This is a genomic window from Streptococcus sp. HMSC067H01, assembly GCF_001814775.1.
In the GTDB taxonomy this organism is placed as follows: Bacteria; Bacillota; Bacilli; order Lactobacillales; family Streptococcaceae; genus Streptococcus.
Map to the genome: position 1 here is coordinate 40,871 of NZ_KV817763.1, position 24,610 is coordinate 65,480.

Here is a 24,610-nt window from a genome sequence, read left to right on the forward strand (position 1 = left end):
TAGTTCATTATCATTACATCTCTTAGTGAAAGTGCTGACAGACTGGCAAATTCCCAACTGTCTCCCTCTTAATCATAATCAAATATCAATAGAATGCAAGGAAAAAGTCTTATCCTTAAATATAAGTCAAATATAGTGAGAAGTCTGGAACTTTCATCCCAGACTTTTCCTATTTATTTCTTTTTATTGTTAGCAAGGGCTGCTTTTTGTTGGCGAATGATTTGGTGGTACACTTGTTGTACCTTAGCTTCGCTTGGCTTTTGACCATTTGCACTCAACAGAGTACGAACTGCTTCTGCGTTCAAACGTGGGTTATCCGCAAATTCTTTTTCGATTTGCTTACGTACCAAGTACATTCCTCCAAGAGCTCCCCCTAGAAAAGCTAAAACAATCAAGACAATTGCCAAAATAAGATCCATAATATTTCTCCTGTTTCTTTTTGAGTCTTCTATATTATACCATAAAGTCCCCCGCCTGACTAGTTTGATTTACGCTTACATCCACTGTGATTTCCTAAGTAATTAGCAAATACTTCATACTTAGTAAAATAAGCCCATTTTCATTGAAAGCCCTTGCAATAATTCCATTTATTTGTTATATTAAGATTATCCGAAAAAATCACATATATTTCTGAAGACTTATTTTTTTGCAATAAAATGTATGCGCTTCCAGACATGAGAAAGGAGAATTTTGTGGATAAAAGATATTGGGAAAAATCCTGCAAGTATAGCATCCGAAAATTGAGCATCGGAGCTGCCTCTGTTTTACTAGGAGCTGTTTTTTTAGCAGCACAGGGCGTGGCTGCTGATGGTATCGAAATTACGGAAAGTGAGGCAACAATTACTGAAACCTCTGCTAAACCGGATACGAAAGTTGAGGAAGTTGTTACTTCTAACACAGAGACTCAGCCTATAGCTGAATCATCTGAGAAGCAAACCATCACAGAACCAGAGTTACCTCAAACAAGTAGTCAGTCAGATACAAGTACAGCTACCGCTCCTGCTGAAAATAAGGAGAGCGAGAAACCAGAACTTCCTGTGAACAAACAAGAACATTACGAACTACATTACAACCAACCAACTGCTCCTTCCTATGACGGATGGGAAAAACAAGCCCTTCCAGTCGGAAATGGAGAAATGGGTGCCAAAGTCTTTGGTTTGATTGGCGAAGAAAGAATCCAGTACAATGAAAAAACACTTTGGTCTGGAGGCCCGCAACCAGATAGTCAAGACTACAACGGTGGAAACTACAAAGATCGCTACAAAGTCCTGGCAGAAATCCGTAAGGCTTTAGAGGACGGTGACCGTCAAAAAGCCAAACGCCTAGCTGAAAGAAATCTCGTTGGGCCTAATAATGCCCAATATGGTCGCTACCTAGCCTTCGGTGATATCTTTATGGTCTTTAACAACCAGAAGAAAGGGTTAGATACTGTCACAGATTATCACCGTGGCTTGGATATTTCTGAAGCTATCACAACTACCTCTTATACCCAAGACGGGACAAGCTTCAAACGTGAGACCTTCTCTAGCTTCCCAGACGATGTTACTGTCACCCACTTGAGTAAAAAAGGAGATAAGACCCTTGATTTTACACTTTGGAATAGCTTGACTGAAGATTTACTTGCTAATGGAGATTATTCTTGGGAGAATTCTAAATACAAACAAGGGACTGTTAGCGTTGATTCTAATGGTATTTTACTCAAGGGAACTGTCAAAGACAACGGTCTTAAATTTGCCTCTTATCTTGGTATCAAGACAGATGGACAAGTTACTGCTCAAGATGGTTATTTGACTGTTACAGGAGCAAGTTATGCAACACTACTACTCAGCGCCAAGACTAATTTTGCTCAAAATCCGAAAACCAATTATCGCAAGGATATTGACGTAGAAAATACTGTCAAATCTATCGTTGAAGCTGCTAAAGCCAAAGACTATGAGACTCTGAAAAATGACCACATCAAGGATTACCAAAGCCTTTTTAATCGTGTTCAATTAAACCTCGGTGGTAGCAAGTCTAATCAAACTACAAAAGAAGCTCTTCAAACCTATAATCCAACAAAAGGACAAAAACTGGAAGAACTCTTCTTCCAATACGGACGTTACCTACTGATCAGTTCGTCTCGTGATCGGACAGATGCCCTCCCTGCCAACTTGCAAGGGGTCTGGAATGCTGTAGATAATCCACCTTGGAACTCAGACTACCACCTCAATGTCAACCTACAAATGAACTACTGGCCTGCCTACATGAACAATCTTGCAGAAACGGCTAAGCCAATGATCAATTATATCGATGACATGCGCTACTACGGTCGTATCGCTGCTAAAGAATATGCAGGTATCGAGTCCAAAGAAGGTCAAGAAAACGGTTGGCTGGTTCATACCCAGGCGACACCATTTGGCTGGACTACTCCTGGTTGGAACTACTATTGGGGCTGGTCTCCGGCTGCCAATGCTTGGATGATGCAGAACGTCTATGACTACTACAAATTCACCAAGGATGAAACTTATCTTAAAGAAAAGATTTATCCAATGCTCAAGGAAACTGCTAAGTTCTGGAATTCCTTCCTGCATTATGACCAAGCAAGTGACCGTTGGGTATCTTCTCCATCATACTCACCAGAGCATGGAACTATCACGATTGGGAATACCTTCGACCAGTCTCTAGTTTGGCAACTTTTCCACGACTACATGGAAGTGGCTAACCATCTGAAAGTGGATCAAGACCTTGTAACAGAAGTTAAGGCTAAATTTGATAAGTTAAAGCCACTTCATATCAATCAAGATGGTCGTATCAAGGAGTGGTTTGAGGAAGACAGCCCTCAGTTCACCAACGAAGGTATTGAAAATCACCACCGTCACGTTTCTCATCTGGTCGGACTCTTCCCTGGTACCCTATTTAGCAAGGATCAACCTGAATACCTGGAGGCTGCGCGTGCTAGCTTGAATCACCGTGGAGATGGTGGTACTGGATGGTCTAAGGCTAATAAAATCAACCTCTGGGCTCGTCTCCTAGATGGAAATCGTGCCCACCGTTTGTTGGCTGAACAGCTCAGATCTTCAACCCTAGAAAACCTCTGGGATACGCACGCGCCTTTCCAAATTGATGGTAACTTTGGCGCAACCAGCGGGATGGCAGAAATGCTCCTTCAGTCTCACACAGGTTATATCGCACCATTACCAGCCCTTCCAGATGCTTGGAAAGACGGGCAAGTTTCTGGTCTTGTAGCCCGTGGCAACTTTGAAGTCAGCATGAAATGGCAAGAAAAGAATCTTGAATCCCTCACCTTCCTTTCAAATGTTGGTGGAGATTTGGTTGTAGACTATCCAAATATTGAAGCAACTTTGATTAAGATCAATGGTAAGGAAGTCCAAGCTACCCGTATCAAAGATAACCGTATTAAGCTTGCTACTCAAAAGGGTGATGTCATTACATTTGAAAACTTCCCTGGACGAGTGACTCGCTTATCAGCCCTTCGAAAAGATTCCGTCACAGCTGAACTCGACTTTAATGCAGTTGAGGGAGCAAGTCATTATGTCATCCGACGAGAAAGCAAGGATGAAAACAGCCAAACTCCTAGCGTTCGTGAGTTCATCACCAACCAAACTCACTTTATCGATCGCTCAATTGATTCTAGTCACGCCTATACCTATACCGTTAAGGCTATGCTAGGGGATCGTACAACACCAGTTTCAGATCCTGCTTCTATCGATGCCTTCAGTGAGTTGATGGATGACCGTGACAAACGCATCCAGTACGGCTCTGCTTATGGAAACTGGGCTGATTCAGAACTCTTTGGTGGAACAGAAAAATACGCCGATATCTCAAATGGAAATTACTCCGATAAGGATGCGACTGCAACTATTCCTTTCAATGGACCTGGTATTGAAATCTACGGACTCAAGTCATCTCAATTGGGACTTGCTGACGTTAAAATCGATGGTAAATCTGTTGGAGAACTTGACTTCTATACTGCAGGAGCAACTGAAAAAGGTGTATTAATAGGACGTTACACAAATCTTTCTTCAGGTTCTCACCTCATGACCATCACTGTTAAGCGCGAGCACAAAGGACGTACAAACGAGCGTGCAAAAATTTCTCTCGACTACTTCAAAGTCTTCCCAGGCCAAGGAGCAACTGTTGAGAAGATTGACGACCGTGACCCTCGTATCCTGTATGGTTCCATGTTTAAGGATTGGAGCGATGCAGAACTCTATGCTTCTACAGAAAAATACGCTGACATCAACGCTGATGATAGCCTTGCTTCTGAAGCCACTGCAACCATCCCATTCTCTGGAACAGGTATCCGAATCTATGGATTAAAAACAGCATCACTAGGCAAGGCACTTGTCACACTGGATGGAAAAGAGATGCCAGCCCTTGACTTCTACACTCCAGGAGCGACTGAAAAAGGTGCATTAATTGGCGAATTTACCAATCTAGCAGATGGCGATCACGTTCTTACTTTGAAAGTAGATCCGAATTCTCCCCAAGGACGAAAGAAAGTTTCTCTTGATTCCTTTGATATCTTAAAAGCTCCGTCCGTGTCACTCGATAGTCCAAGCCTTGAAGCCGTTAAGAAAGAAGACAAGACTGTTACTCTAACCTTACCAGCTGGTAATTGGGATGCAGTCGCTGTGACCTTCCCTGGTATCAAAGATCCTCTTCTACTCAGAAAAGTCGATGATGACCATCTTGTCACATCAGGCGAACAAACAGTATTAACCATTAAGGACAACAAGGTCCAACTAGATATTCCTGAGGCTACAGATCGTAAAGCTGGCAATTCGATAGAAGCTTATGCCATCCAAGGTACAACAACTACTAGTCCTGTTGTAGCTGTCTTTCCTAAGGACGAAACTGCTCCAGTTGAAGAAAAAATCCTTACAAGTAAAGGGGATGAGCCCGCTCCAGTTGTAACCATTCCTGAGTACACAGATCCTATCGGCACTGCGGGTGAACAAGAAGCACCTTCTGTAGTAATTCCTGAATACACTGAACCTATCGGCACTGCAGGAGACCAGGAAGCACCTTCTGTGGTAATTCCTGAATACACCGAACCTATCGGCACTGCAGGAGACCAAGATGCGCCTTCTGTGGTTATCCCTGAATACACTGAGCCTATCGGTACTGCGGGTGATCAGGAAGCGCCTTCTGTGGTTATCCCTGAATATACTGAGCCTATCGGTACTGCGGGTGACCAAGAAGCACCTTCTGTAGTAATTCCTGAATACACAGATCCTATCGGCACTGCGGGTGAACAAGAAGCACCTTCTGTAGTAATTCCTGAATACACCGAACCTATTGGAACTGCAGGAGACCAAGAAGCACCTTCTGTGGTAATTCCTGAATACACTGAGCCTATCGGTACTGCAGGTGAACAAGAAGCACCAAGTATCACACTTCCTGAGTTTAAACTCAAAGTAATGAAAGATCAGACCACAAGAGCTCAAGTTATTAGTGGAACAACTGAACTCGAAGGAGCAAGCTACCTTGACAGTCAAAAAGTTGAAAACAAAGAACTCTTAGGCAAAAAATACGATGCTTATGCCCTTCAACTCAAGGATAAAGATGGCAAACCAGTTCAACCAAAAGGTGCTGTACTCGTTCGTTTACCAGTTTCAGGTGCTGTCCAAGAACTCTATCAGTTAACTCCGACAAAAGACTTGAAATCACAAGAATTCACCATCCGAGATGGGTATCTTGAGTTTATCGCTCTTGACCTGAACACCTATGCTATTGTCTATAAGACAGAGAGCACAACTGTTAAACCAGTGCTAGCCCAGACAGAAGAAACAAAGGTAGAAACTACAACACCATTGGCTCAAAGAAAAGATGCCAATGACAAAGCTTCTACGAATGAAAAACAACTTCCAGCTACTGGTGAGCAAACTAGTCCTCTCCTCTTTATGGCAAGTCTCAGCCTAGCCCTCTCGGCTGCCTTCTTACTAAAAAGTAAGAAAGATTAAAAATTGTCCCCCCCAGGAATAAAAATTTATTCCTATATAAAAAAGGATGGAAAATCATTCCATCCTTTTTCTGTTTCAACCTTATCAATAAAATCACTGACAACCAAACACCTAGAAATCAAGACCCAAAATAATCCACTCATCTACATAATCCCAAAAAGGTATCGGAGATTCTGGTAACTCATCCTTTGACCAAAATACACCTCCTTTATCTATTGGTTTAGACAAGTCTAATACGAGATACGTTCCCATACCATTGCTAAAAAAATTGTAATAACAGGAAATGTCAGCTGTTAACTGCTCATCAAATTCCCAATCATAATCTGCTATTGGTTCAATCATATCTAGGTCGTCTAATCCCATACTTTTACTCGTAAAATCATTAAAACCTGCATGAATGTGTGTATAGAAATCACGGATACTTCCGTCAAGTTCTAGTTTGGACTGATTAAAGTGATCTGTAAACTCTTGGTCCGAAATCGGCATTTTGCCCTCATAAAAAACCAAGCTATTGCTTCGATACGTTCTAATTGAATAAAGCAATGAGTAATTGCTTCCAATTTTGATAAGTTCTATATCTTCTGAAAATTCTTCTAGATATGAGATTGTATTACTGAGTTCTTCAGCTAGATATTTTTTCCACTCTCCTAGGATGATTTGTTTTCTTTTAGAAAAATCGGATGTTTGAAACGCATCGCGCCAATATTGTGGAATAATATGGCTGGACAGATTTTCAAAATTAGATAAAATCTCGACCATCTCTCCAGATGGCACATATTTCTTTAAAAAATTTAATTTTTCATTCATACACTACCTCTATTAATTTTTGTAAAATTCCCTTGACCCTACTATCCTTCAACTCTTAAGTCCTAGATAGGTATAGTTTCGGGTCCCTGGACAATCTTTTTCCATCCTCACCCTAAAATAAAACCAATGTTCCCTAGCATCCTTGGCATTTTCCTTGTTCAAGACAAAGTAGTTCTTTTGGTTAATGGCCATGGTGCGTAGAATATCATCAATCAAAAAAGTCAGGGGTACATTCATGGCAGAGTATTTTTGGAAATCTTCCTCGAAACGAATATAGTCATCTGAGAAATAGTCCATCTGCAGCTTGTTTTCATATAACTCTTTTCTAGTCATCAACTTCCTCCTGACAAAGTTGGATTGCGAGAATATCATCTACCCTTATTAATCTATAGCCCTCATCAGTTTTAACAGAGATTTCTTGAGGAGATAGTTCTCTTAGTTCACCCAATATCATGCTTTTATGATTTTTCTCCTTGACCATAAAAGAGCCTTTTTGTCGTCCGACGTAGAGCTGGGAAAGTAGCAACAACTTCTCGACTGAATTCAAATCTGTCGATAAATCCACACGATTTTTTTCTGCACTGAGTGAACTCGTATGCTCCGATAGAAAAAAGCCCATCCACTTCTGCATGCCTGGATCTTGATAGTCCCTAGCGGATTGGAAGGGCAAATAAGAGCGATCAATCATTTTAGTCCATCTAATCCTCCAGCAGAGTGCCCTCCGATCAGCTTGCTTCTAGCAATACTTCTCGATGCGTCCTCTAAAGCAGTCGCCTTCAAGAGAGAAGTAAAGCCGAATTGTTCTCGAATCGAATCAATGGCAGTCTGGAGCCTTTCTTCTTTTTCTAACTTATCAACATCATCAAAAAGGGAAATCAATGCAAAGGATTCGTCCACAAATCCTGAATAACTAACGGCAACGCTCCTGACGGCCCCAGAAGTATATTTACTATGAAATAATTTCAGTACATAACTGACTAAAAGACCGGTACTATTGGTCGGCTCAACCTTCATCTGGGTATGGATGGAGCGTTTTTGTTCCTGCTTAGAAAATCCAAGATGAATAGACACAACTGTCGTCTTCTTCCTGGCCCGTCGAAGCCTGATAGCCACCTGCTCAGCCATCTCTCGAAGGATAATTTCGATGTCTCGCTGCTTGACATAATCTCTCGGTAAAATTTGTGAATTGCCTAAGCCGTGAGATTTGGCTTTATAAGGCTTGTGAACATTACTCTCATCTATTCCATTGGCATGAAACCACAAGCGAAGTCCAGCTTGCCCAAGCTCCTTCTTCAGGAAATCCGGATTGCTATTGGCTAATTCCTTAATTGAATAAATACCTAAGCTATTTAAACGCTTCTCCATCCGATGCCCAATCCCCCAAAAGTCAGTCATCTTTAGAATAGACCAGACCTTATCCTCCACATCTTGGTAAGACCAATTGGCTCGCATAGTCGGTGTGTGCTTGGCTTCATTATCCAAAGCCAACTTAGCAAGCAGAGGATTGGCATTAGACATACCGACTGTCGAGTAAATCCCGGTCTGTCGCCAGATATCTCTCTGGATACGAGCCGAAAGCATGTCCAGCTTATCTTTACGAGAAATCTGCTGATCTGGGATAAAATAATTGAGCGAACTGGTTAGGTCAATAAAGCCTTCATCAATTGAATAAGGATAAATATCATCTGGACTGCCATAGTTCTGAAAAATACGCTGAATTTCCAGATTGACTGCGATATACTTATCCATCCTAGGAGGGACAATGACGGTCACTTGAGCCCAATCCTCGATAAATTTCACATAAGCTGAATCTGTAGGTAAGCCTTGTTTCTTAGCATTGTAGTAGGAAAATTTGCGCGTCTTGATATCAAAAGGCAGGTCATGAGCACGACCTACATTTACTTTCCCAAAGACCTTTTTAAACATAGGCGAGGAGGCAAGAATAAGCCCAACAGAATTATCCGCCCGACTCATGACACAAAGGGAGGTTTTGAGAGGATGGAGCCCTCTTTCTACACACTCAACACTGGCATAAAAGGACTTCATATCGACAAAGGCAATATCACTTTGGGGCTCTCTGGAATAATCAAAGTAGCCCATAGGCTATCCCTCCATCGGTACAAAATTACCCACGATAATGCCTACAATCCGCGGATCTTCTTCGTAAGAAATATGAATATCCTTGTATTTAGGATTGATGGAGACTAGACGTAAACCTTCTGCTTCTCGGTAGACCCGTTTGATATAGGTCTGGTTATTGCAAACCACTGCATAGACCGCTCCGTCATAATCAAATCCGGTCTCTCGAATCAGAGCTACTGAACCGTTTTGATATTTGGGTTCCATAGAATCTCCAGAGACCCAGGAAGCAAAATCGTGAGCCAGTTCTTCATTGAAATAAACCGTATCGAAGTTTCGATCATCATAAACTGAAGCACCGATACCAGCCGACATGCGTTCATAGACATGATACTCGTAGAGTTTTTCTGAAATAGCAGTCACCTTCTTGGCTTGTTCTTCTTGAGCCAAGTTGCGAGCATAGACTACCACCTTTTCTTTCCCTTGATTAGAGAGGCTATTATAGAGACGTACGATTTCGATTTGGGTGAAATAGCCTTTTGGTACTTTTAAGATTTTCTCTAGCTGACTAACCTTTTCTTTGGAAGGTTCCTTGACTCCACGCTCCCAAGCTGAATAAGCCTGAAAACTAATGCCAAGCTTCTCTGCAATCTCTTTCTGTGTTAGTTTTAGCTCTTTCCTACGAGCCTTGAGTTTTTGTGGTTGGTACATATTTTACCTCCTAGTGTGGTGTTTTCATCGTAAGTTGACTTGATTTTAAAAATTCAACCATTTTGGTTTAGTTTTATTATATAAAAAAAGTAGACAAATGTCTACTAGGAATGTTAAGTTTTGGCAAACGGCTGGTAATGATGATGCTATAGCTTCCTTATCTCAAATACTGCCGTATGAATCCACTCGTTATTCATTTGAAAGTCATTTTCTATGATTTTACTAAAGGTAAAACCATTTTTTAAAAGCACTCTCTGAGAAGCCAGATTGTACGTTGCCGTCCCCGCGATAATCTTATGTAAACCATAAGTAGTAAAGGCCTTTTCTAAAACGAGTTTAACCGCTTCGCTGGCATATCCTAAATTAGTAACATTTTCTCCAATCCTATATCCAAGTTCTGCTGTTTTTCTATCCTTCCCTAAAACACTTAAATTGATTCTTCCAACCATAACACCTTGTGCATCTCTAATAAGATGCATGTAGACATCATGATTCTCTTGTTCCCTTAACAATTCCCTTGTAATTTCTTTAAAACCTTCTAAGTCAAAATAGTGGGCTGGTCTAGGAGGTAGACTCCGCTCAAAATACTCCCGATTTTCTTTTTCAAAAGAATAAATATCTATACTATTTTCTTCAGACATCAACTCTAAACTTATCATTGTAAACCATCTCCTATCATTCTCTAAACTCAAATTTACTCATGTTCACACAAAGTGACATTTACAGAACTTAAAGAGATATCTTAATTTTTTCATATCGTATCTACATTATAACACAAGATACTATGAAGAAAAATAATATCCATCAAGGTCCTCATAAATTCCAACATCTTGCTAAACAGGCTGGAACGCCTATGGAAGCTGTTTTAAAAGCACTAACCCACAGCGATACATGCTTTCCTATCAGAGCAAATACGACTCTTATCCTGGCATTTAGTTACAGATCAAACTCTAACTTGACATCTAGAAATTCCAATCGTGAGTTTAGCACATTTGCAAAGTAAGATGAAGTTTTCAAGGGTGCGACCAGTTATCTTTGTAAAAACATTTAATAAAAGTCACTCGTCCAGAAGGGTACTTGCTTATATTCTTTTAAAGCCAGAGAAAGTTCTCTATTTCCAAATTCAATCTCAAAATAATCGTATAAGTCTTTGCCATAATAAATAATATCTAAATCCACTACTGATAAAATCGGCATCTCCTGATTCTCATAACTAGGGAGAAAACGATGCCCACATAAGGGGATTAAGCGAGGTGCTGATCCCAATATTTTCCTGATTTGTACATTTCTGTCCAAGAGTGTAGTCGGCTCGATCCCCCAAGATGCATCCCACACCAGTTCATCCAAACTGTTCAAAATTCCATCATAGGGAGCAGCTAGGTTCCGTTTCATATGTTCTATATTTTCAGCTGAGAAATCTCTCCAGTTATAAAAACCTTCTGAAATAGGCAATAATTGTTGATAGACTGCCAACCACTGCTCAGGAAATTCAATTCCATAGATTGTCTCAACTTTTTGTATTTCTTCATCACTTAGACCTGGTTCCAAAGAAATCCCATTCTCGAGCAATAGCGTCTTAATCCTATCGATTTTCAAAAGATCTCCAACCATTTCCTCTCCTCCTATTCACTCCCTATTTTATGGAGATTAGAGCACATGTCACATCTTAGCTAAATTAAAATGACTTCAAAAAATCAACAACCCCATCATGTAATTGTATATTCTTATTTAAAACTTCCTTACTCTCTTTATCAGATAACTCTAAATTCATATTACGATAGCCATCCAACAATTCCATCATCAAAACCAAAGTATCATAACTAACATTAAAAAGCAGTTCTTCTTTAGTTAAATCACTCTGATGGATATTCATATTTACAGCTTGCTCCTGGATGATTTGTAGTTCTTGTAAAAATAGTGCTTGCTTATCTGTCATGCTTTATCTAGTCTTTCTATTTTTATTAGGGGTATGTTGAACTTCCTTATCGCATAGGCCTGGAGATTCAAGTTACCAAAATTCTCTCTTTGACAAATGAAGATTGTTCCTGTCATAAGATAAATTTCCTGAATAATTCTGGAATTCCACCTTCCTGTGTCAATAAAGTCTTTACAGCAAAATCAACCCTACCTTCGGAAACTAAATCCTTTAATGATTGTGGATAGGAAAAAAAAGAATGATTAAATGTAATATCTGGCATAAATGTTCCCCCTCTAACTATTGAAAAATGGCAAATACTTGTTACCTTTCTGCCCATCTAGCTAATTTGATACAATAATCCTCGATTAAAGCTTCTGTGTCGTACATTTTTAGAATGTTTTCAAAATCGATTGCTGATATTTCAGACACATCAAACTCCCCTGTAGCATTTATTGCATCAAAATCACTTGGGTATGGAGCTTCTCCCAACTCCAAGGGTGTCCGAGTATCAAAGTAAGTTACGTGTCCATCAAGAAATATATCTAATCGTTTTGTTTCATAGCGTTCCTCGTCTATTTCAGAATACATTATGATCGGATCACAGTCATTCGTATGATTCCAAATTGTTTTATAATACAACATCCAATCCCCCTAACTCCCAAACTATCTATCCAATCAAAATCAGCTTTCTTTAGATAATGGACTAAGTAAGTCTTTCGTTTCATTTCAACTGATTCAGTGATTGAATTATCCAGTAAGAGAATGTCCTCTCCTATTTCTATGTATCAAGTATACTCAAATAGTAACTGTCAACTTTACAAGGTCAGCAATAAAATTCAATTTCCCAGGCACTACTATCGTATATTTCCACTCTTACTTGCAAAGCTTCTGCACCTTTTTCTAAAGCTTCAAATTCAACAGGAGTTGCAGAGGAAACAACTATTAAATTATTTATATCCTCTATTCCCTTTGAAAATTTTAAAAGTCCATCCCAACTCATCGGATAGCCATATTTTGAATTTAAGACTAGATCTTCAAATTCTGGCATAGGCAGATTATTTGGAGCTTTTCCTACAGCATCACATTCAAAGATATACCAATCTTCACTATTAGATGGTATTTGGGAAAGAATCTCAAAAAAAGTCAGCTTTTGATTATCCTTTAACAATTGTCCACTTATTTTCAACTCGTATTCTCCTAATTTTCTGTAATAATGTCCATCTACAATTCTTTCATCTGTCACACGGTCCAAAACATAGGTTACTAAGATTTTTTCTAGTCGTTCCTTTAAAACTGAGGGGTTAATTGGTCCCACCTACTAAGCTAGTAAACCAATCATCATAAAATTGTTTCTGTTCTGCGACACTGACACAGTTTAAGTTTGGTTTATCTTGGTCAAAAATCTCATAAACATTGTTTAAACTGGCTTGTTTTCCCATTTCCAAGAAATAGGCTTTTTCTCCTCCAAAATTCAGCTGCATCGGAGAAGGAAATACACACTTGTCAGCTCCATTGCATTGGAGAATTCCGCCTTCCTTTTCCAAATCCAGACGATAGTTCGTAAGCGCCTCAAAGAAAGAGTCAGCTTCATAGCGTTTAAAACCCGAATCTCTATCAACATCAAAAATACATAATTCTTCGCTATCTCTAATAAAAATCTGACACGTTTCTATTCTATTATCATTTTTATAATAAATTGGCAATAAAACTACTCTCATTTCCCACCTCTGCTGATTTTATGTAATAACTTGAATAAGATGATCAACTTTTGGGATAGACTTAATAAACTGCAAGATCATTCCATCTTTCTAATAAGGTCTCACCATCGATTAATGGTGCTGATAAAAGTTCCTTTGGGCTATAAAAAATGTGATAGGCTTCCTCAGAAACCGTAAAATATAACTTCCCTAAGTCTTTCCTTTAACTGATATAAAACTTTCTATCTTGATAATATAGAACAAACTCTTCCCCATAGGATAATAATTTTTTAAAAAATTCATATGACATATCTTCATCTCGTTCCATTATTACTAAATTGGCCTCTCCATTGTCTTCATTCACCACAAGTGCCAGCTGGAGGAATTCCTTATCTTTTTGGTATTACTTTCAACCACACTATTAATTGAATACATTTATGACTTATTCCTCCAGAAAAAATCATGTTCTGATCGTTTGATTCTTTCAACAGTAACATCCCTAGAAATGATATTGAACTTGACTAATCCTTCTAAAACTATCCTGGTTTGAAAAAAACTGTCATCGTAATATTCAAGAGATATCTCTTGACAGGTATACAAGTGATTTTGTGTAAAATCTTTTACTTTAAATTTTTTGCGATTTTGTGCATCCGTCTCATAATTCAGTGCTGCACAAGCAAGGAAACTGACTTTCCAACATTCCTCTAAATCTACTTTATTCTCATAATAACTTTCTATATATAGATGAACTTCATCACCAAAATATAATATTTGTAAATCTAGAATCCGACCATCCCAATATTCCGTCTGATTTATCTTATCTTGTTTTTCCCTTATTTCAAATTCTATCATGTCTATTTCCTTCGCTTATTACAGTAACAACTATCATGCCGATTATACCATCGCTACCATGGATATGCAGCAGTTTTTTGCCCTACTCTAGTCTTTGACCGTTTGCATTCTGATTGATTTCAGTTTGATCTGAATTCTATCGTCAAAAATACTTATAAGTCTTAAAATTTTTGTCACTTTAAAAGCACCATAGATATTCTTAATTGTCAAAGTATCCGAATTCTCAAACTTTAATAGTCACTTAAAATCAATCTTCCTAGCATGATGAAGCAATCAAGAAAATCTACAAACTAGAAATCTCAACACTTTTTCCATAGAACTTGCATGTTCAAAGCCCAAAATATTATTATAAGACGATAATTTGCTAAACTCTATGCCAATACTCTGTAGTTAGAGTAGACAATTCTTTAAATAATATACTGAAACTCTCCCCTGATACAACTCGTTCATAAGGATTGGATAAGGACTACCCCAATTTGCATTTTCAAGACGTATAAAGACAGTCGAAAAAAAGGAATTCAAAATCCAATTGTCTAATAGAACAAGCCAACCTTTAGGCAAGTGACATCGTAATCCCCCATTAATTTATTTCAACAGAGAATCTCTCATTCTAAGCTATTATAGCATTCTTTCAAGTAAAGTTGTATGGGCTTTTCTAAAATTCATTAAAAAACACCTCATGGTGTGAACCATGAAGCGTTTCGAAAGCTTGGTACAATTGTATTGATTGAACTTTTGAGACAAGTGACTATGTCAGTTTGCAGAACAATTCATATAGAAAACATCTGTGCTCTCCTCTGTATGAAGTGTAAAATACTTTATAAGCTCAATGGGACCTATTCATGTTAGGTTAAACCATTTTCATCACCTTAAAGTGCCCCTCTGGATAAGTCCCTTGATAGCCAACTGGAATGTAGCCTCCCTCATAAATCAAAAGTAAATCATCATGAAAAGAAGACTCTATCCCAAAATCGTCTTGCAGTAATTTATAGTTTCTAAGAGTGCTTACATCAAATAAAATAGAATCTATGCATGCCTGTGGCAAAAAATTTTTCTGTAGGTATTCTTTTAATATAGGTTCAATAGATTTACGAAAGTAGGCTGCATTTTCATTCCAGATTTTTCCTATTCCAGATCTGACCTGGCCTTTGTTCTTAAGTAAGAATTCACTACGAAATTCCCAAACAAGCTCTTCCCATTCACTAGATTCTATATGTTGCAATCCTTCAGTGCTATCTAATATTTCTATCTCAAAGGGAATTTCCATATTACCTTCTCTAAAACACTCAAGAATATACTTCATATCCATATATTTTTCTTTCATTTAGAAAAAACCTCATTTCTTTTTCGATAATAGAATGGGCATTGTAATGATGACTACCGATATCTTTTCTTATGCTTCCAATTAATGGAACAGTCACACAGTCATTATAACTATAATTTGGAGTGGTTTTCTTTATCATATAGCAGACATACTATAAATATTCAACTCTAAAATTATAGTTCAACATCCCTTCTATAGTATAGATTTTTTTATCAGCAGTTCTATAAACATACAGATTCTCATTAGATTTCATCAATTGATCCATATCAACGAAAGCGTCATATATATCTCTCCCTTCCTCACAAAATTGGATTCTTACAAAATCTCGTATTTCAATTCCTAGTGAGTAGTTATTCCCAATTAATAAAATTAATAATTCTCCTTTATTGTTCATCCTTAAGCCTGATAAATAATTATCTTTCGGAATAGACAATTTCTCCCAATTATCAGAAACGATCTTATCTGACGATAAATATTTTGTGTGTTCAATATTATAAGCAGTAGGTGATGTATCAATTTGCGGGGAAAAATCAGTTACAATATCTATTATAAAGCAATCACTAATCAATAGGTAACGTTGTATTTCTTGTACTTGATGATTACTTTCTAATTTATAAAGCCCTGCTTCAAGATTTTCTAAATTGTGACTGGAGAAGTGATGTTTATTATATACATAACAATAATCTACATATCCAAAATTAATGAAAGTATGATTATGTTTAGATTTTATAAGAACTATAGTATCCTCATTATCTGAAATAATACCAGATTCAAGCATTATTTCCGCTCCTTTAGAAAAAGAAAATAAAGTTTTAACTTCCATAGATTTACTCTCCATATCTAATTTTAGTACCTATATATCGTCCGTCTTTTAACCCAATATCCATTGTGGCTGACCTATTGTGTCTGTGCTTGTCTTTCTTGCCCCATATAGGTTATAGCAACTGGATACGACGACTTGGCCATCCTTAGTCAAACCTGCTACAGAGCCTGATATGAGGATAGGCCTCGCATTATTTGAATGATTGTTGGGAAACTTTGTGCCTATTGAACAGTAAAAGCACTTGAATCAATTTCTTCAAGTGTTTTTTATATGCAAAGCAAGGTATAATCCTAATTTGCTAATTGTTTATTGCCTTAAAATCTTATAACTCTTTGATTTCTATGGACTTGCAAACTATATTATATCCATCATAACCATCAAGATATAAAGAATAATGCTTTAATTTCTGGCGCTTGTTCATTTCTTCAAAAAGATTCCTGTTCGCTTCCATTAACTGTAGTATAATTGATGAATTAAATATTTCTAAAACTTTATCATAAGCTTCGATTGTGTTTACCGAAAACAATGCGTTTACCTTTGAAAAATAGTGGACTTCTTGAAAGATCAATTCAACTTCTGAATAGATATCATCATAGTCATATCCCTTTAAATTGATACAAATAGTTGTACCTGAAAAAGTTATTTGAGGTAACTCAGACAAAAGTGAAGAAAACATTGGAAGAGTGTATATCGTTTTATTTTCCATTATTCGTACTCCCTCTAGGTCTTGCAGTAGAAATAGTTAGTTTATTACGTAGCAGCTGCTCAACAGTAGTTTATTATGCAATGGATTACCGGTATTATCGGTTACATGCCAGTGATTTCTAAGAACTTCTGCAACTGTCAACACTTGAGAGGTTCTTGTGTTTTTTCTAACAACGAAGGGATTATGATCAATTCTCTATCTCAGTTGCAATATCTACCATAGTAGTTGTTCCATGCATCCCTAATATTTTAGGTTCGGTATTTAATTTTTCACCCGTTTCTTTACAGAAAAAGTTACCTTTAAAATGAAGTTGAGATCGCATCATCTCAACTTCACTTTGTAATTATTGTTTCTTAGTTCTCAAATCCCACTCCACCTGTAATCTGAGTAATGAGTTCTAAATGTTCTTTTATGCCAACCTTGTCAATATTGGCTAAATCCCTTTTTCCTCCCAGTACCAGAAGAGGAACAAAGCCAAAGCATTGATTGTAGTCCAAGCTCCCATACTCCTTAACCGCTTCTTCATAAAAAGGAATATCAAAATAGTCCTTTAACAACTCTTCATCCTCTAAATCTTCTAGAAAATAGTACATATCTTCTAAAATAGTGGTGAAATTTTCCTCCTTGTATTCTACAATTCTCAGATAGTCTCCTTCCTCCAGAGTGATAATATCCCCAAATGCAGTTATAAAAACAGGAATAGATAAATCACCTCTAAAATAGGTCTTTTGTACAAATTCTATATATTCTTCTGGATTGATAATTTTTAGATAACCATCAAGTAAAAAGCCCAGTCCATATTGTTGCCACAATTCCACTAATTCGTCTGGAACTTTTGAGGCATACTTTTCAATGACTTCTTCTGGCATCGCTGCAAATTTGATAAATTGTAAGTTCATTTTTTCTCCTAGTATTGTAATTTAACATTCAAGTAAATTTTATTTAAATCTTAATAAGGTGTGGTTCTAACGATTTCGTCCACAACATTATCTTTAATAGTAATTGCTGTAAAATTTTAGACTATAGCGAAATTATCGTAGAATATATCCCAAACTCTAGAAAATTTTATTTTTAACCGAAGTAAAAAAATAAATCTTTACAAAAATCAATCTCCTCTTGAGCTAAATCTCTGTTTTTTTCTGTGTCTAAACTATAGAGTACACCTCTCACAGTATTAACAGAATTTGCTTGCTCTAACATTTGTAAACGTATTTCAGGATTATCAATGTATTTAATAATAATATTACATAATTTTTCTTTAACATCATCATAATTCATATTAGTCACCTATAAGATCCACTTTTTAAAATTCAATTACCGAATTAGTTTTCAATTGTGGATAGCCTCCTTTCCCATATTCGGGATAATAAGATGTGATTGGCTCCAAAACTTTTCCTGTATCTCCGGCTTCCTTAGGAACATACACATTATCCATTATCTGAAGTATATCGAACTCTCCACGAAGTTTCACATTACTCCAAGAAGGAGATATTTGATAAGCATCTTGCATCTTACTAGCTAAATCAAATTTAGATAAACCGATGTAACTTTTAGGGGCTTCCATGGTCCTCATTGTCTGTTCAGCATACTTAGAATCCATATGATGATAAAACGTTGATGGCAAAGTTCTACACATAAAAATCTGATTTAGATGTAATTTTAGACACTGGTAAAGCTAACACAAGTTATCGTACCAGCAAGGCAAGTAGTTTACTAGTCGCCCCAGGCAATTCTAGTTGTTGAACAGGAATCATATCCTTGCGTGGCCTCGTGACTAGTAAATCCCCTGCCATCGGCTTCGTCATAAGCAAATCAACCGTAGAAACTCAAACTATTTGGCTACTTCGGCCTTCAGTCACTGCCTTAATCAACTACCGTCCTGACTATCATAATATCTTTCTCATACATAGTCAAGTCCTCCCCTAAAAAGACACCAAGTGAAAATCCTTAAATATCCGTAAACACTGATCGTATCGTATCGATTAATCTTTTGTTACCACCGACTTGGTCAGGTTACAGCCACATTTGTAAGCGACTAAAGTCGCTAGAGCTATCCTAATTGCGCACCACCAGTTCCCATAGAAAAAACACCTTGCAAGATGCAAAGTGTTTTCGTCTGTATTCTGCTGTCCAGCAACGAATTAATGTTTAGAGAACTGGCTAGCTTTACGAGCTTTCTTAAGACCTGATTTGAACAGTCTGGCTTTTAGGACAGCTCAAAAGCGCTTGATAGGAAACGTCCGAAGAGTTCCTGCCGATTTTGATTTCAAGAATTAGGAATAGATGTATCTATGATAGTGCAATTTCTTAACGTAAAACTTTCAATCCTATCCTCTTCCTTCTTATCCTAACAAAGTTTGTAATATTGGAATAACAACGATAAATAGAACCGTACTTAGAGTCACCACATTCGTAGAGAATTCCACATCTCCTTTTCCCTGATTAGCAAGGATCGGGAGAACAGCTAAAGCTGGTGTAGCGGACTGAATCATAAAGGTCTTAAATTCTACTGTCGCCATATTTGGTGCAAAGAACTTCAATACAAGAATCATGATTAGAGGAGCTAGGATAAAGCGTCCAACTAAAGTGACAATTGTATCTTTATCAAAAGTAATAGTTTTCAAGCCTGCCTTTGCAAGAACGATACCAATATAAATCAGAGATAGGGGAGTGACGATATTTCCAATATAGGTTAAGGTATTCGTTGCGAAATCTGGAATAGAGATTCGGAGAATCAAAAATAGCAGAGCCACAAGAAAACCTACAAGAGGAGCTGGTAGCAATTTCTTCCAGTCAAATTTACTTGTCTCCTTGCTTTGACCCGATTTACTGTCACTCGTCATCAAATACACGCCCAATGTCCAGGTGGAAATCGTGTTGGTGATATAGTAAATTAAGAAATAAGGAAGAGCCTGATCCCCAAAAAGAGCAACGTTTAAAGGTAAACCAATAAAAATAGTATTGGCATTCACAAAGGTATTAATCATGGTTCCTCGCCGTCCTGGACGAACCTTGAAAACCACAACTGCAATATAAGCTACGATATATCCCAAGATAAAGGCCACAAATGTATAAAAGAGACCTCCAGAAAGACTGATTAGTTTATCTAGTGTTAGGTATTTCATTACCGACACAAAGATTGACGCTGGCAAGGCTACATTCATGATCAAACGAGATAGGTTAGGTCCAAAGGCATCTCCAAACCATCCCTTCACCTGAAGAATATACCCCAAAACAATGATAGCGATAATCGGAATGATACTCGTAATCGAGGTTAAAAAGAGTGACATAGGTATCCTTTCTAAATTACTTAAGTCCACAGCCCATACAAATCTGCCGCTAGCGAAGGATAGACAGCAGCAGTGAATTATTTATACTCTGGATACCACTTCAAATCACGAACCGCTTTGGCCATATCTGTTTCCTTAGCACGCGCAAGACCTTGCTCTTGTGCTTTTTTAGCGACTGCTTCTGCTACTTTAATAGAAACATCTGCTACATACTTGAATGGTGGCAAGACAGGAGCTCCTGGTTGGCCTGGATTGACAATACCACTCAATGAATGAGCTGCTGCTCCAATCATTTCATCAGTCAAAAGACTTGCTTCAGAAGCTAGCATACCTAGACCAAGACCTGGGTAAATCAAGGCATTATTGGCTTGACCAATCACATAGTCGACACCTTTATAAGAAACCGTATCAGCAGGAATTCCTGTTGCGACAAAAGCTTTGCCATCTGACCATTCAATCAAATCTTTAGCACTAGCTTCTGCTAGTTTGGTTGGATTTGACAAAGGGAAAATCATCGGACGTTCTGTATTTTCACACATAGTTTCTACTATTTCTTTAGTGAAGGTATTAGGCTGGGTCGAAGTTCCTACAAGAATGGTTGGCTTCACAGTCTTCACTACTTCAAGCAGGTCAGTCAACTTGTCTGCGTTACTAAAGTCAGCACGTTTCTTAGCAAATGGTTTTTGCTCTGGTGTCAGGTCATCCATGTCATCAAAGAGAAGACCTTGTTTATCAACCATAAAGAAACGTTTATAGGCTTCTTCTTCAGAAAGACCTTCACTTACCATTTCACGAAGAACACGAGCGGCAATTCCTGCACCCGCAGTACCACCACCATAGCAGAGATAAACTTGATCTGTTAATTTTTCACCACTAATATCCAATGAACCAAAGATACCACCTAAGGTAACGATTCCTGTACCTTGAATATCATCATTAAAAGTTGGGATTTGTTTCCGATATTTTTCAAGAATATTGGCAGCATTTGAGCGACCGAAATCTTCCCAGTGAAGGTAGAGTTTAGGAAAGAGACGTTCTGCTGTTTGAACAAATTGGTCAATGAAGTCGTAGTAACGGTCTCCGCGAACCCGTTCGTGACGATTTCCTAAGTAATTAGGGTTGTTACGAAGTTCTTCACGGTTAGTCCCTGCATCAATAACTAAAGGAAGAACCATAGAAGGATCGATTCCAGCAGCACCCGTGTAGACCATCAATTTCCCGACAGAAATATCGACACCATTTGTTCCCCAGTCACCGATTCCAAGGATTCCTTCTGCATCTGTTACAACAATGAGACGAATCTCGCGATCCCCAGCAGCATTTTTCAAAGTGGCTTCAATATTTTCAGGATGATTGATATCAAGATATCCCGCATATTGTGGATCTACAAAGAGGTCACTATAGCCTTCAATGGTATCTGCAATGGTTGGATCGTATACAATTGGATTGAATTCCTCCAAATGTTGAGAAAAGAGGTAATAGAAAAGAGTTCGGTTAGTGTTAAAAATTTCCATTAGGAAAAGACGCTTTTCCAAATCATTGGCTTTTGTTTGCATTTGTGCATAAGTTTGCGCCGCTTGCTCTTCAATCGTTTGAACATACGGTGGCAGTAAACCAATAAGACCTAGTTCCTTTCGCTCCTCTAAGGTAAAGGCAGTACCTTTATTGAGGAAAGGGTTGTTTAAAATATCATGTGCAGTCATAGTGCAACCTCCTTTTTACTTCTATTATACCACTTAAAATGAATTGTTTGGAAAACTTTGTTGTTTTAAAAATACTATTGTGTACGCATATGTTATAATGAGTCTACGAAGGCAATTTTCTAATAAGCTCTTTATACTTAAAACACTATTGTTAATGGCACTTTAAGTTGTTATATTTTATAAAGTTCTGAACTCATAAAACTCTCGATGATCACTCTTTACTAAAAGTTTCGAGTAAAAGAAACTAATCATACAAATTGGCAATCCGAATTAAAATAAATATTATATAAGTTTGTTATGCAATACTTTGTATTTTTTAAGATGTTTTTTTGTCATGCAAAACTTGTATTCTATTTATATGACGAATAAAAACTATTTACAACACTATATTTCCCAAAAAGTGAAATATTTTCGAACACAGAAAAAAATGAGCCAGGAAGAACTTTCGGAACAAGCAGGACTTGGGCTTAAGTATATCAATCAACTCGAAAACCAAAATGTGAATCTGACCATTCACAGTCTTGAAAAAGTGATTGTCGCCCTAAAGATGACCCCAGAGGAATTTTTCAATTTTGATAGCCTTGAATCAACCTCTGATAAGACCGACAATCTTTCACTCAAAAGAATCAACATGAAGATTAAACAGCTCCCTATTGATAAACGAGAAAAGATGTTGGTCATTTTTGAAAGTATCTTAGATAACCTTTGATATCCCTGACTCACTTACATTTTAACCGGCGAATACTCGTATAGTCAAATTGTAGGATACGGATAAGATTTATTTATCTGGCGATTTCCAATTTTTTCTCCATTTAATGAAAGTGAGCCCCTATGAATTTAAAAGATCTACAATATTTTTATGATCTCTGCCAGCTTCAATCCTATACGGAAGTAGCAAAACAACACAAAGTCAGCCAACCATCTATTTCTTATGCCATCAAGCGCTTAGAGGAATCTTTTAATTGCAAATTGATTCACCATGATCCCTCGCATCGTTCCTTCAAACTCACTCCTCAAGGACAAATCCTTCTAAGGCATACAGAAAAGATCTTACCTGAAGTTATTTCTACTCGCAAAGAAATCAATCGCTCCTTGGCCCAATACTCTACTGTAGGATTCCCTCCTATTATCATTCAGTATCTCTTTGCTGCCTTAAACGAAAAAGATAAATTCGATTTTTTAAAAAAAGTACGCCCTATCCGCGGTGGCTCCGTAGAGTTATTAAATCTTCTCCTCAAGGGAGACCTTGATGCAAGCCTACTCGGCTTGATTGAACCACTCAATCATCCCTCAATAGAGACACATGAACTCTTTCATAAAGAACTGTATGTCGTTTTATCTAAGAACCATCCCCTTTCTACTGCTCCTTCCCTCGCTTTTGAAGATTTAGTAGATCAATCCTTTATACTTTTAGACGAACACTTTGTTCACCTGAAAGCTTTTGAATTACTTAATCAAAAGCATCAAAACAAGGCAGAAATATTCTTTAAGAGTGACGACATTGTCATCATTAAAGAACTTTTAAAGAAAGGGATTGGCCTTAGTTTGCTGGCTGATATCGCACTTTCTGATGAAGATGATGATTTAATAAAAATCCCTCTAATACCGGAGGACCAGATAACATTTACAGTTTATTATGCTTATCTCAAATCAGCTACACTGTCATCAGAAGTAGAAGCCTTATTTAATCTCATTAAATCATATGAATAGAAAAAAAACTCTAACTATCAACTACCTGATAGCTAGAGTTTTTTACATTATAGGTATTAGACTAAAGCACGAAGAAATAGGATATGATCGCCGAATTTTTCATTTACCCGATACCCTTCAAGGAGATTTCTAATTACAAATCTACAAGATATCAATAAAAAAAGAACACCCCGAAAGGTGCTCTTTGTAAGTATAGTAATTCTTTCGAAGAACGTTTTGAGTGCAGTGGTTGCCATCCAATCAAACATCGCTTCGCTTGTTTTCTTGGGGCAACTGTGCATAGCATATCTCTATGCGACTAAAGTCGCTAGAGCTATCCTAATTGCGCACCGCCAGTTCTCATAGAAAAAAACACCTTGCAATATGCAAAGTGTTTTCGTTTGTATTCTGCTGTCCCGCAACGAATTAACGTTTAGAGAACTGGCTAGCTTTACGAGCTTTCTTAAGACCTGGTTGGGGCACCACTTATTTCATCTAATTTCAAAGTGCTTTAAAATCAACGTTTTCATAAGTTTTCAAAAAATAAAATTTCAACTAATTTTAATCAATTTCATCAAAATAAGGTAAACTTTCATCAAAAATAAGCAAAAATCGAACCAGAATATCAAAAGTTTACCTTATATAAAATCTTTACATATCAGAGCAACACCATAGAAAAGAGAGCATAACGCTCTCTTTCTTTTTTATCTAAATTTTCGTTTTCCAGCTAAAGCAAGTAGTCCAACACTTGCTCCAAGCAATGCTAAAAGTCCTGAATCCTTTGTTCCTGTATTTGGAAGTTGTTTCTTAGGTTCTGCTTTTGTATTTGTAGTTTGTGCAGGAGCTTGATATGTTTTATCGTCTTTAGTTCCCATCGTAGCAACATTAACAGGTTTGTTTTGAGCCTTAGCATCTACAATATCAACTACTTTACCGTCAGCGTTAGTGACTTCTTGAGGTTGACCACCTGCCTTACGGATTGCATCTGCTTTATCTTTCAAAGCTTGCAAACGTTGTTGTTCAGCAAGGTATGCGTCATGGTCGG

The 24,610-nt window shown here is 37.6% G+C and carries 27 protein-coding genes; 3 read left to right on the forward strand and 24 right to left on the reverse strand.

Annotation, left to right across the window (positions count from 1 at the left end; translation table 11 throughout):
• Positions 1-173: 173 nt before the first annotated feature.
• Entirely contained in the window at positions 174-419 is a 246-nt protein-coding gene (locus HMPREF2987_RS00170) for a YneF family protein (RefSeq protein ID WP_004251708.1), read from the reverse strand.
• Between the two features lie 273 nt (positions 420-692).
• Between HMPREF2987_RS00170 and HMPREF2987_RS10150 the strand changes: the two genes are divergently transcribed.
• On the forward strand, positions 693-5,966 hold the full coding sequence (locus HMPREF2987_RS10150; protein WP_083312393.1) for an SIALI-17 repeat-containing surface protein: 5,274 nt from the start codon (positions 693-695) through the stop codon (positions 5,964-5,966).
• Positions 5,967-6,077: 111 nt separating this feature from the next.
• Here the strand turns inward: HMPREF2987_RS10150 and HMPREF2987_RS00180 are convergent, their stop codons facing one another.
• From HMPREF2987_RS00180 to HMPREF2987_RS00275, 22 genes are all read right to left on the reverse strand, one after another.
• Positions 6,078-6,773, reverse strand: a complete 696-nt coding sequence (locus HMPREF2987_RS00180) for a hypothetical protein (RefSeq protein ID WP_075228846.1) — start codon at positions 6,771-6,773, stop codon at positions 6,078-6,080.
• Positions 6,774-6,821: 48 nt separating this feature from the next.
• Positions 6,822-7,106 (reverse strand): DUF5960 family protein, encoded by a 285-nt coding sequence (locus HMPREF2987_RS00185; RefSeq protein ID WP_075228847.1) that lies wholly within the window; start codon positions 7,104-7,106, stop codon positions 6,822-6,824.
• On the reverse strand, positions 7,099-7,461 hold the full coding sequence (locus HMPREF2987_RS00190) for a hypothetical protein (RefSeq protein WP_075228848.1): 363 nt from the start codon (positions 7,459-7,461) through the stop codon (positions 7,099-7,101). Before HMPREF2987_RS00190 ends, HMPREF2987_RS00185 begins: the two co-directional genes overlap by 8 nt.
• Positions 7,458-8,873 carry a Y-family DNA polymerase gene (locus HMPREF2987_RS00195; protein WP_075228849.1) on the reverse strand — a complete coding sequence of 472 codons (1,416 nt, stop codon included), beginning with the start codon at positions 8,871-8,873 and terminating at the stop codon, positions 7,458-7,460. The genes HMPREF2987_RS00190 and HMPREF2987_RS00195 overlap by 4 nt, the downstream gene beginning before the upstream one ends.
• A gap of 3 nt (positions 8,874-8,876) precedes the next feature.
• Positions 8,877-9,563 (reverse strand): XRE family transcriptional regulator, encoded by a 687-nt coding sequence (locus tag HMPREF2987_RS00200; protein ID WP_075228850.1) that lies wholly within the window; start codon positions 9,561-9,563, stop codon positions 8,877-8,879.
• Positions 9,564-9,709: 146 nt separating this feature from the next.
• Entirely contained in the window at positions 9,710-10,222 is a 513-nt protein-coding gene (locus HMPREF2987_RS00205) for a GNAT family N-acetyltransferase (protein WP_075228851.1), read from the reverse strand.
• A 388-nt stretch (positions 10,223-10,610) separates the two neighbouring features.
• The gene (locus HMPREF2987_RS00210; RefSeq protein WP_075228852.1) at positions 10,611-11,174 is read right to left on the reverse strand and encodes a hypothetical protein; all 564 of its coding nucleotides are present in this window, start codon (positions 11,172-11,174) and stop codon (positions 10,611-10,613) included.
• 64 nt (positions 11,175-11,238) lie between these two features.
• On the reverse strand, positions 11,239-11,499 hold the full coding sequence (locus HMPREF2987_RS00215) for a hypothetical protein (protein ID WP_075228853.1): 261 nt from the start codon (positions 11,497-11,499) through the stop codon (positions 11,239-11,241).
• Between the two features lie 112 nt (positions 11,500-11,611).
• Positions 11,612-11,761 (reverse strand): hypothetical protein, encoded by a 150-nt coding sequence (locus HMPREF2987_RS10915; RefSeq protein ID WP_180364482.1) that lies wholly within the window; start codon positions 11,759-11,761, stop codon positions 11,612-11,614.
• A 41-nt stretch (positions 11,762-11,802) separates the two neighbouring features.
• Positions 11,803-12,123 carry a DUF6881 domain-containing protein gene (locus HMPREF2987_RS00220; RefSeq protein WP_075228854.1) on the reverse strand — a complete coding sequence of 107 codons (321 nt, stop codon included), beginning with the start codon at positions 12,121-12,123 and terminating at the stop codon, positions 11,803-11,805.
• Positions 12,124-12,304: 181 nt separating this feature from the next.
• A complete protein-coding gene (locus HMPREF2987_RS00225; protein WP_075228855.1) occupies positions 12,305-12,796 on the reverse strand; it encodes a hypothetical protein in 492 nt (163 codons plus the stop codon).
• Complete coding sequence (locus tag HMPREF2987_RS10155; RefSeq protein ID WP_083312394.1) at positions 12,783-13,199, reverse strand: hypothetical protein; 417 nt, start codon at positions 13,197-13,199, stop codon at positions 12,783-12,785. The genes HMPREF2987_RS00225 and HMPREF2987_RS10155 overlap by 14 nt, the downstream gene beginning before the upstream one ends.
• Positions 13,200-13,613: 414 nt before the next feature.
• Entirely contained in the window at positions 13,614-14,030 is a 417-nt protein-coding gene (locus HMPREF2987_RS00235) for a hypothetical protein (protein ID WP_075228856.1), read from the reverse strand.
• Between the two features lie 390 nt (positions 14,031-14,420).
• Entirely contained in the window at positions 14,421-14,591 is a 171-nt protein-coding gene (locus tag HMPREF2987_RS10160; RefSeq protein WP_142995320.1) for an Imm70 family immunity protein, read from the reverse strand.
• A 289-nt stretch (positions 14,592-14,880) separates the two neighbouring features.
• Complete coding sequence (locus HMPREF2987_RS00240; RefSeq protein ID WP_075228857.1) at positions 14,881-15,354, reverse strand: hypothetical protein; 474 nt, start codon at positions 15,352-15,354, stop codon at positions 14,881-14,883.
• Between the two features lie 151 nt (positions 15,355-15,505).
• The gene (locus HMPREF2987_RS00245; protein WP_075228858.1) at positions 15,506-16,177 is read right to left on the reverse strand and encodes a hypothetical protein; all 672 of its coding nucleotides are present in this window, start codon (positions 16,175-16,177) and stop codon (positions 15,506-15,508) included.
• A 322-nt stretch (positions 16,178-16,499) separates the two neighbouring features.
• A complete protein-coding gene (locus HMPREF2987_RS00250; protein ID WP_075228859.1) occupies positions 16,500-16,883 on the reverse strand; it encodes a hypothetical protein in 384 nt (127 codons plus the stop codon).
• Between the two features lie 353 nt (positions 16,884-17,236).
• Positions 17,237-17,782 carry a T6SS immunity protein Tdi1 domain-containing protein gene (locus HMPREF2987_RS00255; RefSeq protein ID WP_075228860.1) on the reverse strand — a complete coding sequence of 182 codons (546 nt, stop codon included), beginning with the start codon at positions 17,780-17,782 and terminating at the stop codon, positions 17,237-17,239.
• 172 nt (positions 17,783-17,954) lie between these two features.
• Positions 17,955-18,161: a hypothetical protein gene (locus HMPREF2987_RS00260; protein ID WP_075228861.1), complete on the reverse strand. Its 207-nt coding sequence runs from the start codon at positions 18,159-18,161 to the stop codon at positions 17,955-17,957.
• A 25-nt stretch (positions 18,162-18,186) separates the two neighbouring features.
• Positions 18,187-18,447, reverse strand: coding sequence for a hypothetical protein (locus HMPREF2987_RS00265; protein WP_075228862.1), 261 nt, complete (start codon positions 18,445-18,447; stop codon positions 18,187-18,189).
• A 778-nt stretch (positions 18,448-19,225) separates the two neighbouring features.
• Positions 19,226-20,173, reverse strand: coding sequence for an AEC family transporter (locus HMPREF2987_RS00270; RefSeq protein ID WP_075228863.1), 948 nt, complete (start codon positions 20,171-20,173; stop codon positions 19,226-19,228).
• Positions 20,174-20,250: 77 nt separating this feature from the next.
• Positions 20,251-21,876, reverse strand: a complete 1,626-nt coding sequence (locus HMPREF2987_RS00275; RefSeq protein ID WP_075228864.1) for a malolactic enzyme — start codon at positions 21,874-21,876, stop codon at positions 20,251-20,253.
• A gap of 358 nt (positions 21,877-22,234) precedes the next feature.
• On the opposite strand from HMPREF2987_RS00275, the gene HMPREF2987_RS00280 reads away from it, so the two are divergent.
• Both HMPREF2987_RS00280 and HMPREF2987_RS00285 read left to right on the forward strand, forming a co-directional pair.
• Positions 22,235-22,585, forward strand: a complete 351-nt coding sequence (locus tag HMPREF2987_RS00280) for a helix-turn-helix domain-containing protein (RefSeq protein WP_075228884.1) — start codon at positions 22,235-22,237, stop codon at positions 22,583-22,585.
• Between the two features lie 122 nt (positions 22,586-22,707).
• Positions 22,708-23,586, forward strand: a complete 879-nt coding sequence (locus HMPREF2987_RS00285) for a LysR family transcriptional regulator (RefSeq protein ID WP_075228865.1) — start codon at positions 22,708-22,710, stop codon at positions 23,584-23,586.
• 683 nt (positions 23,587-24,269) lie between these two features.
• On the opposite strand, the gene HMPREF2987_RS00295 is transcribed toward HMPREF2987_RS00285, so the two are convergent.
• Positions 24,270-24,610: LPXTG cell wall anchor domain-containing protein (locus tag HMPREF2987_RS00295; protein ID WP_142995323.1), on the reverse strand; the 341-nt coding region annotated here is incomplete at its 5' end.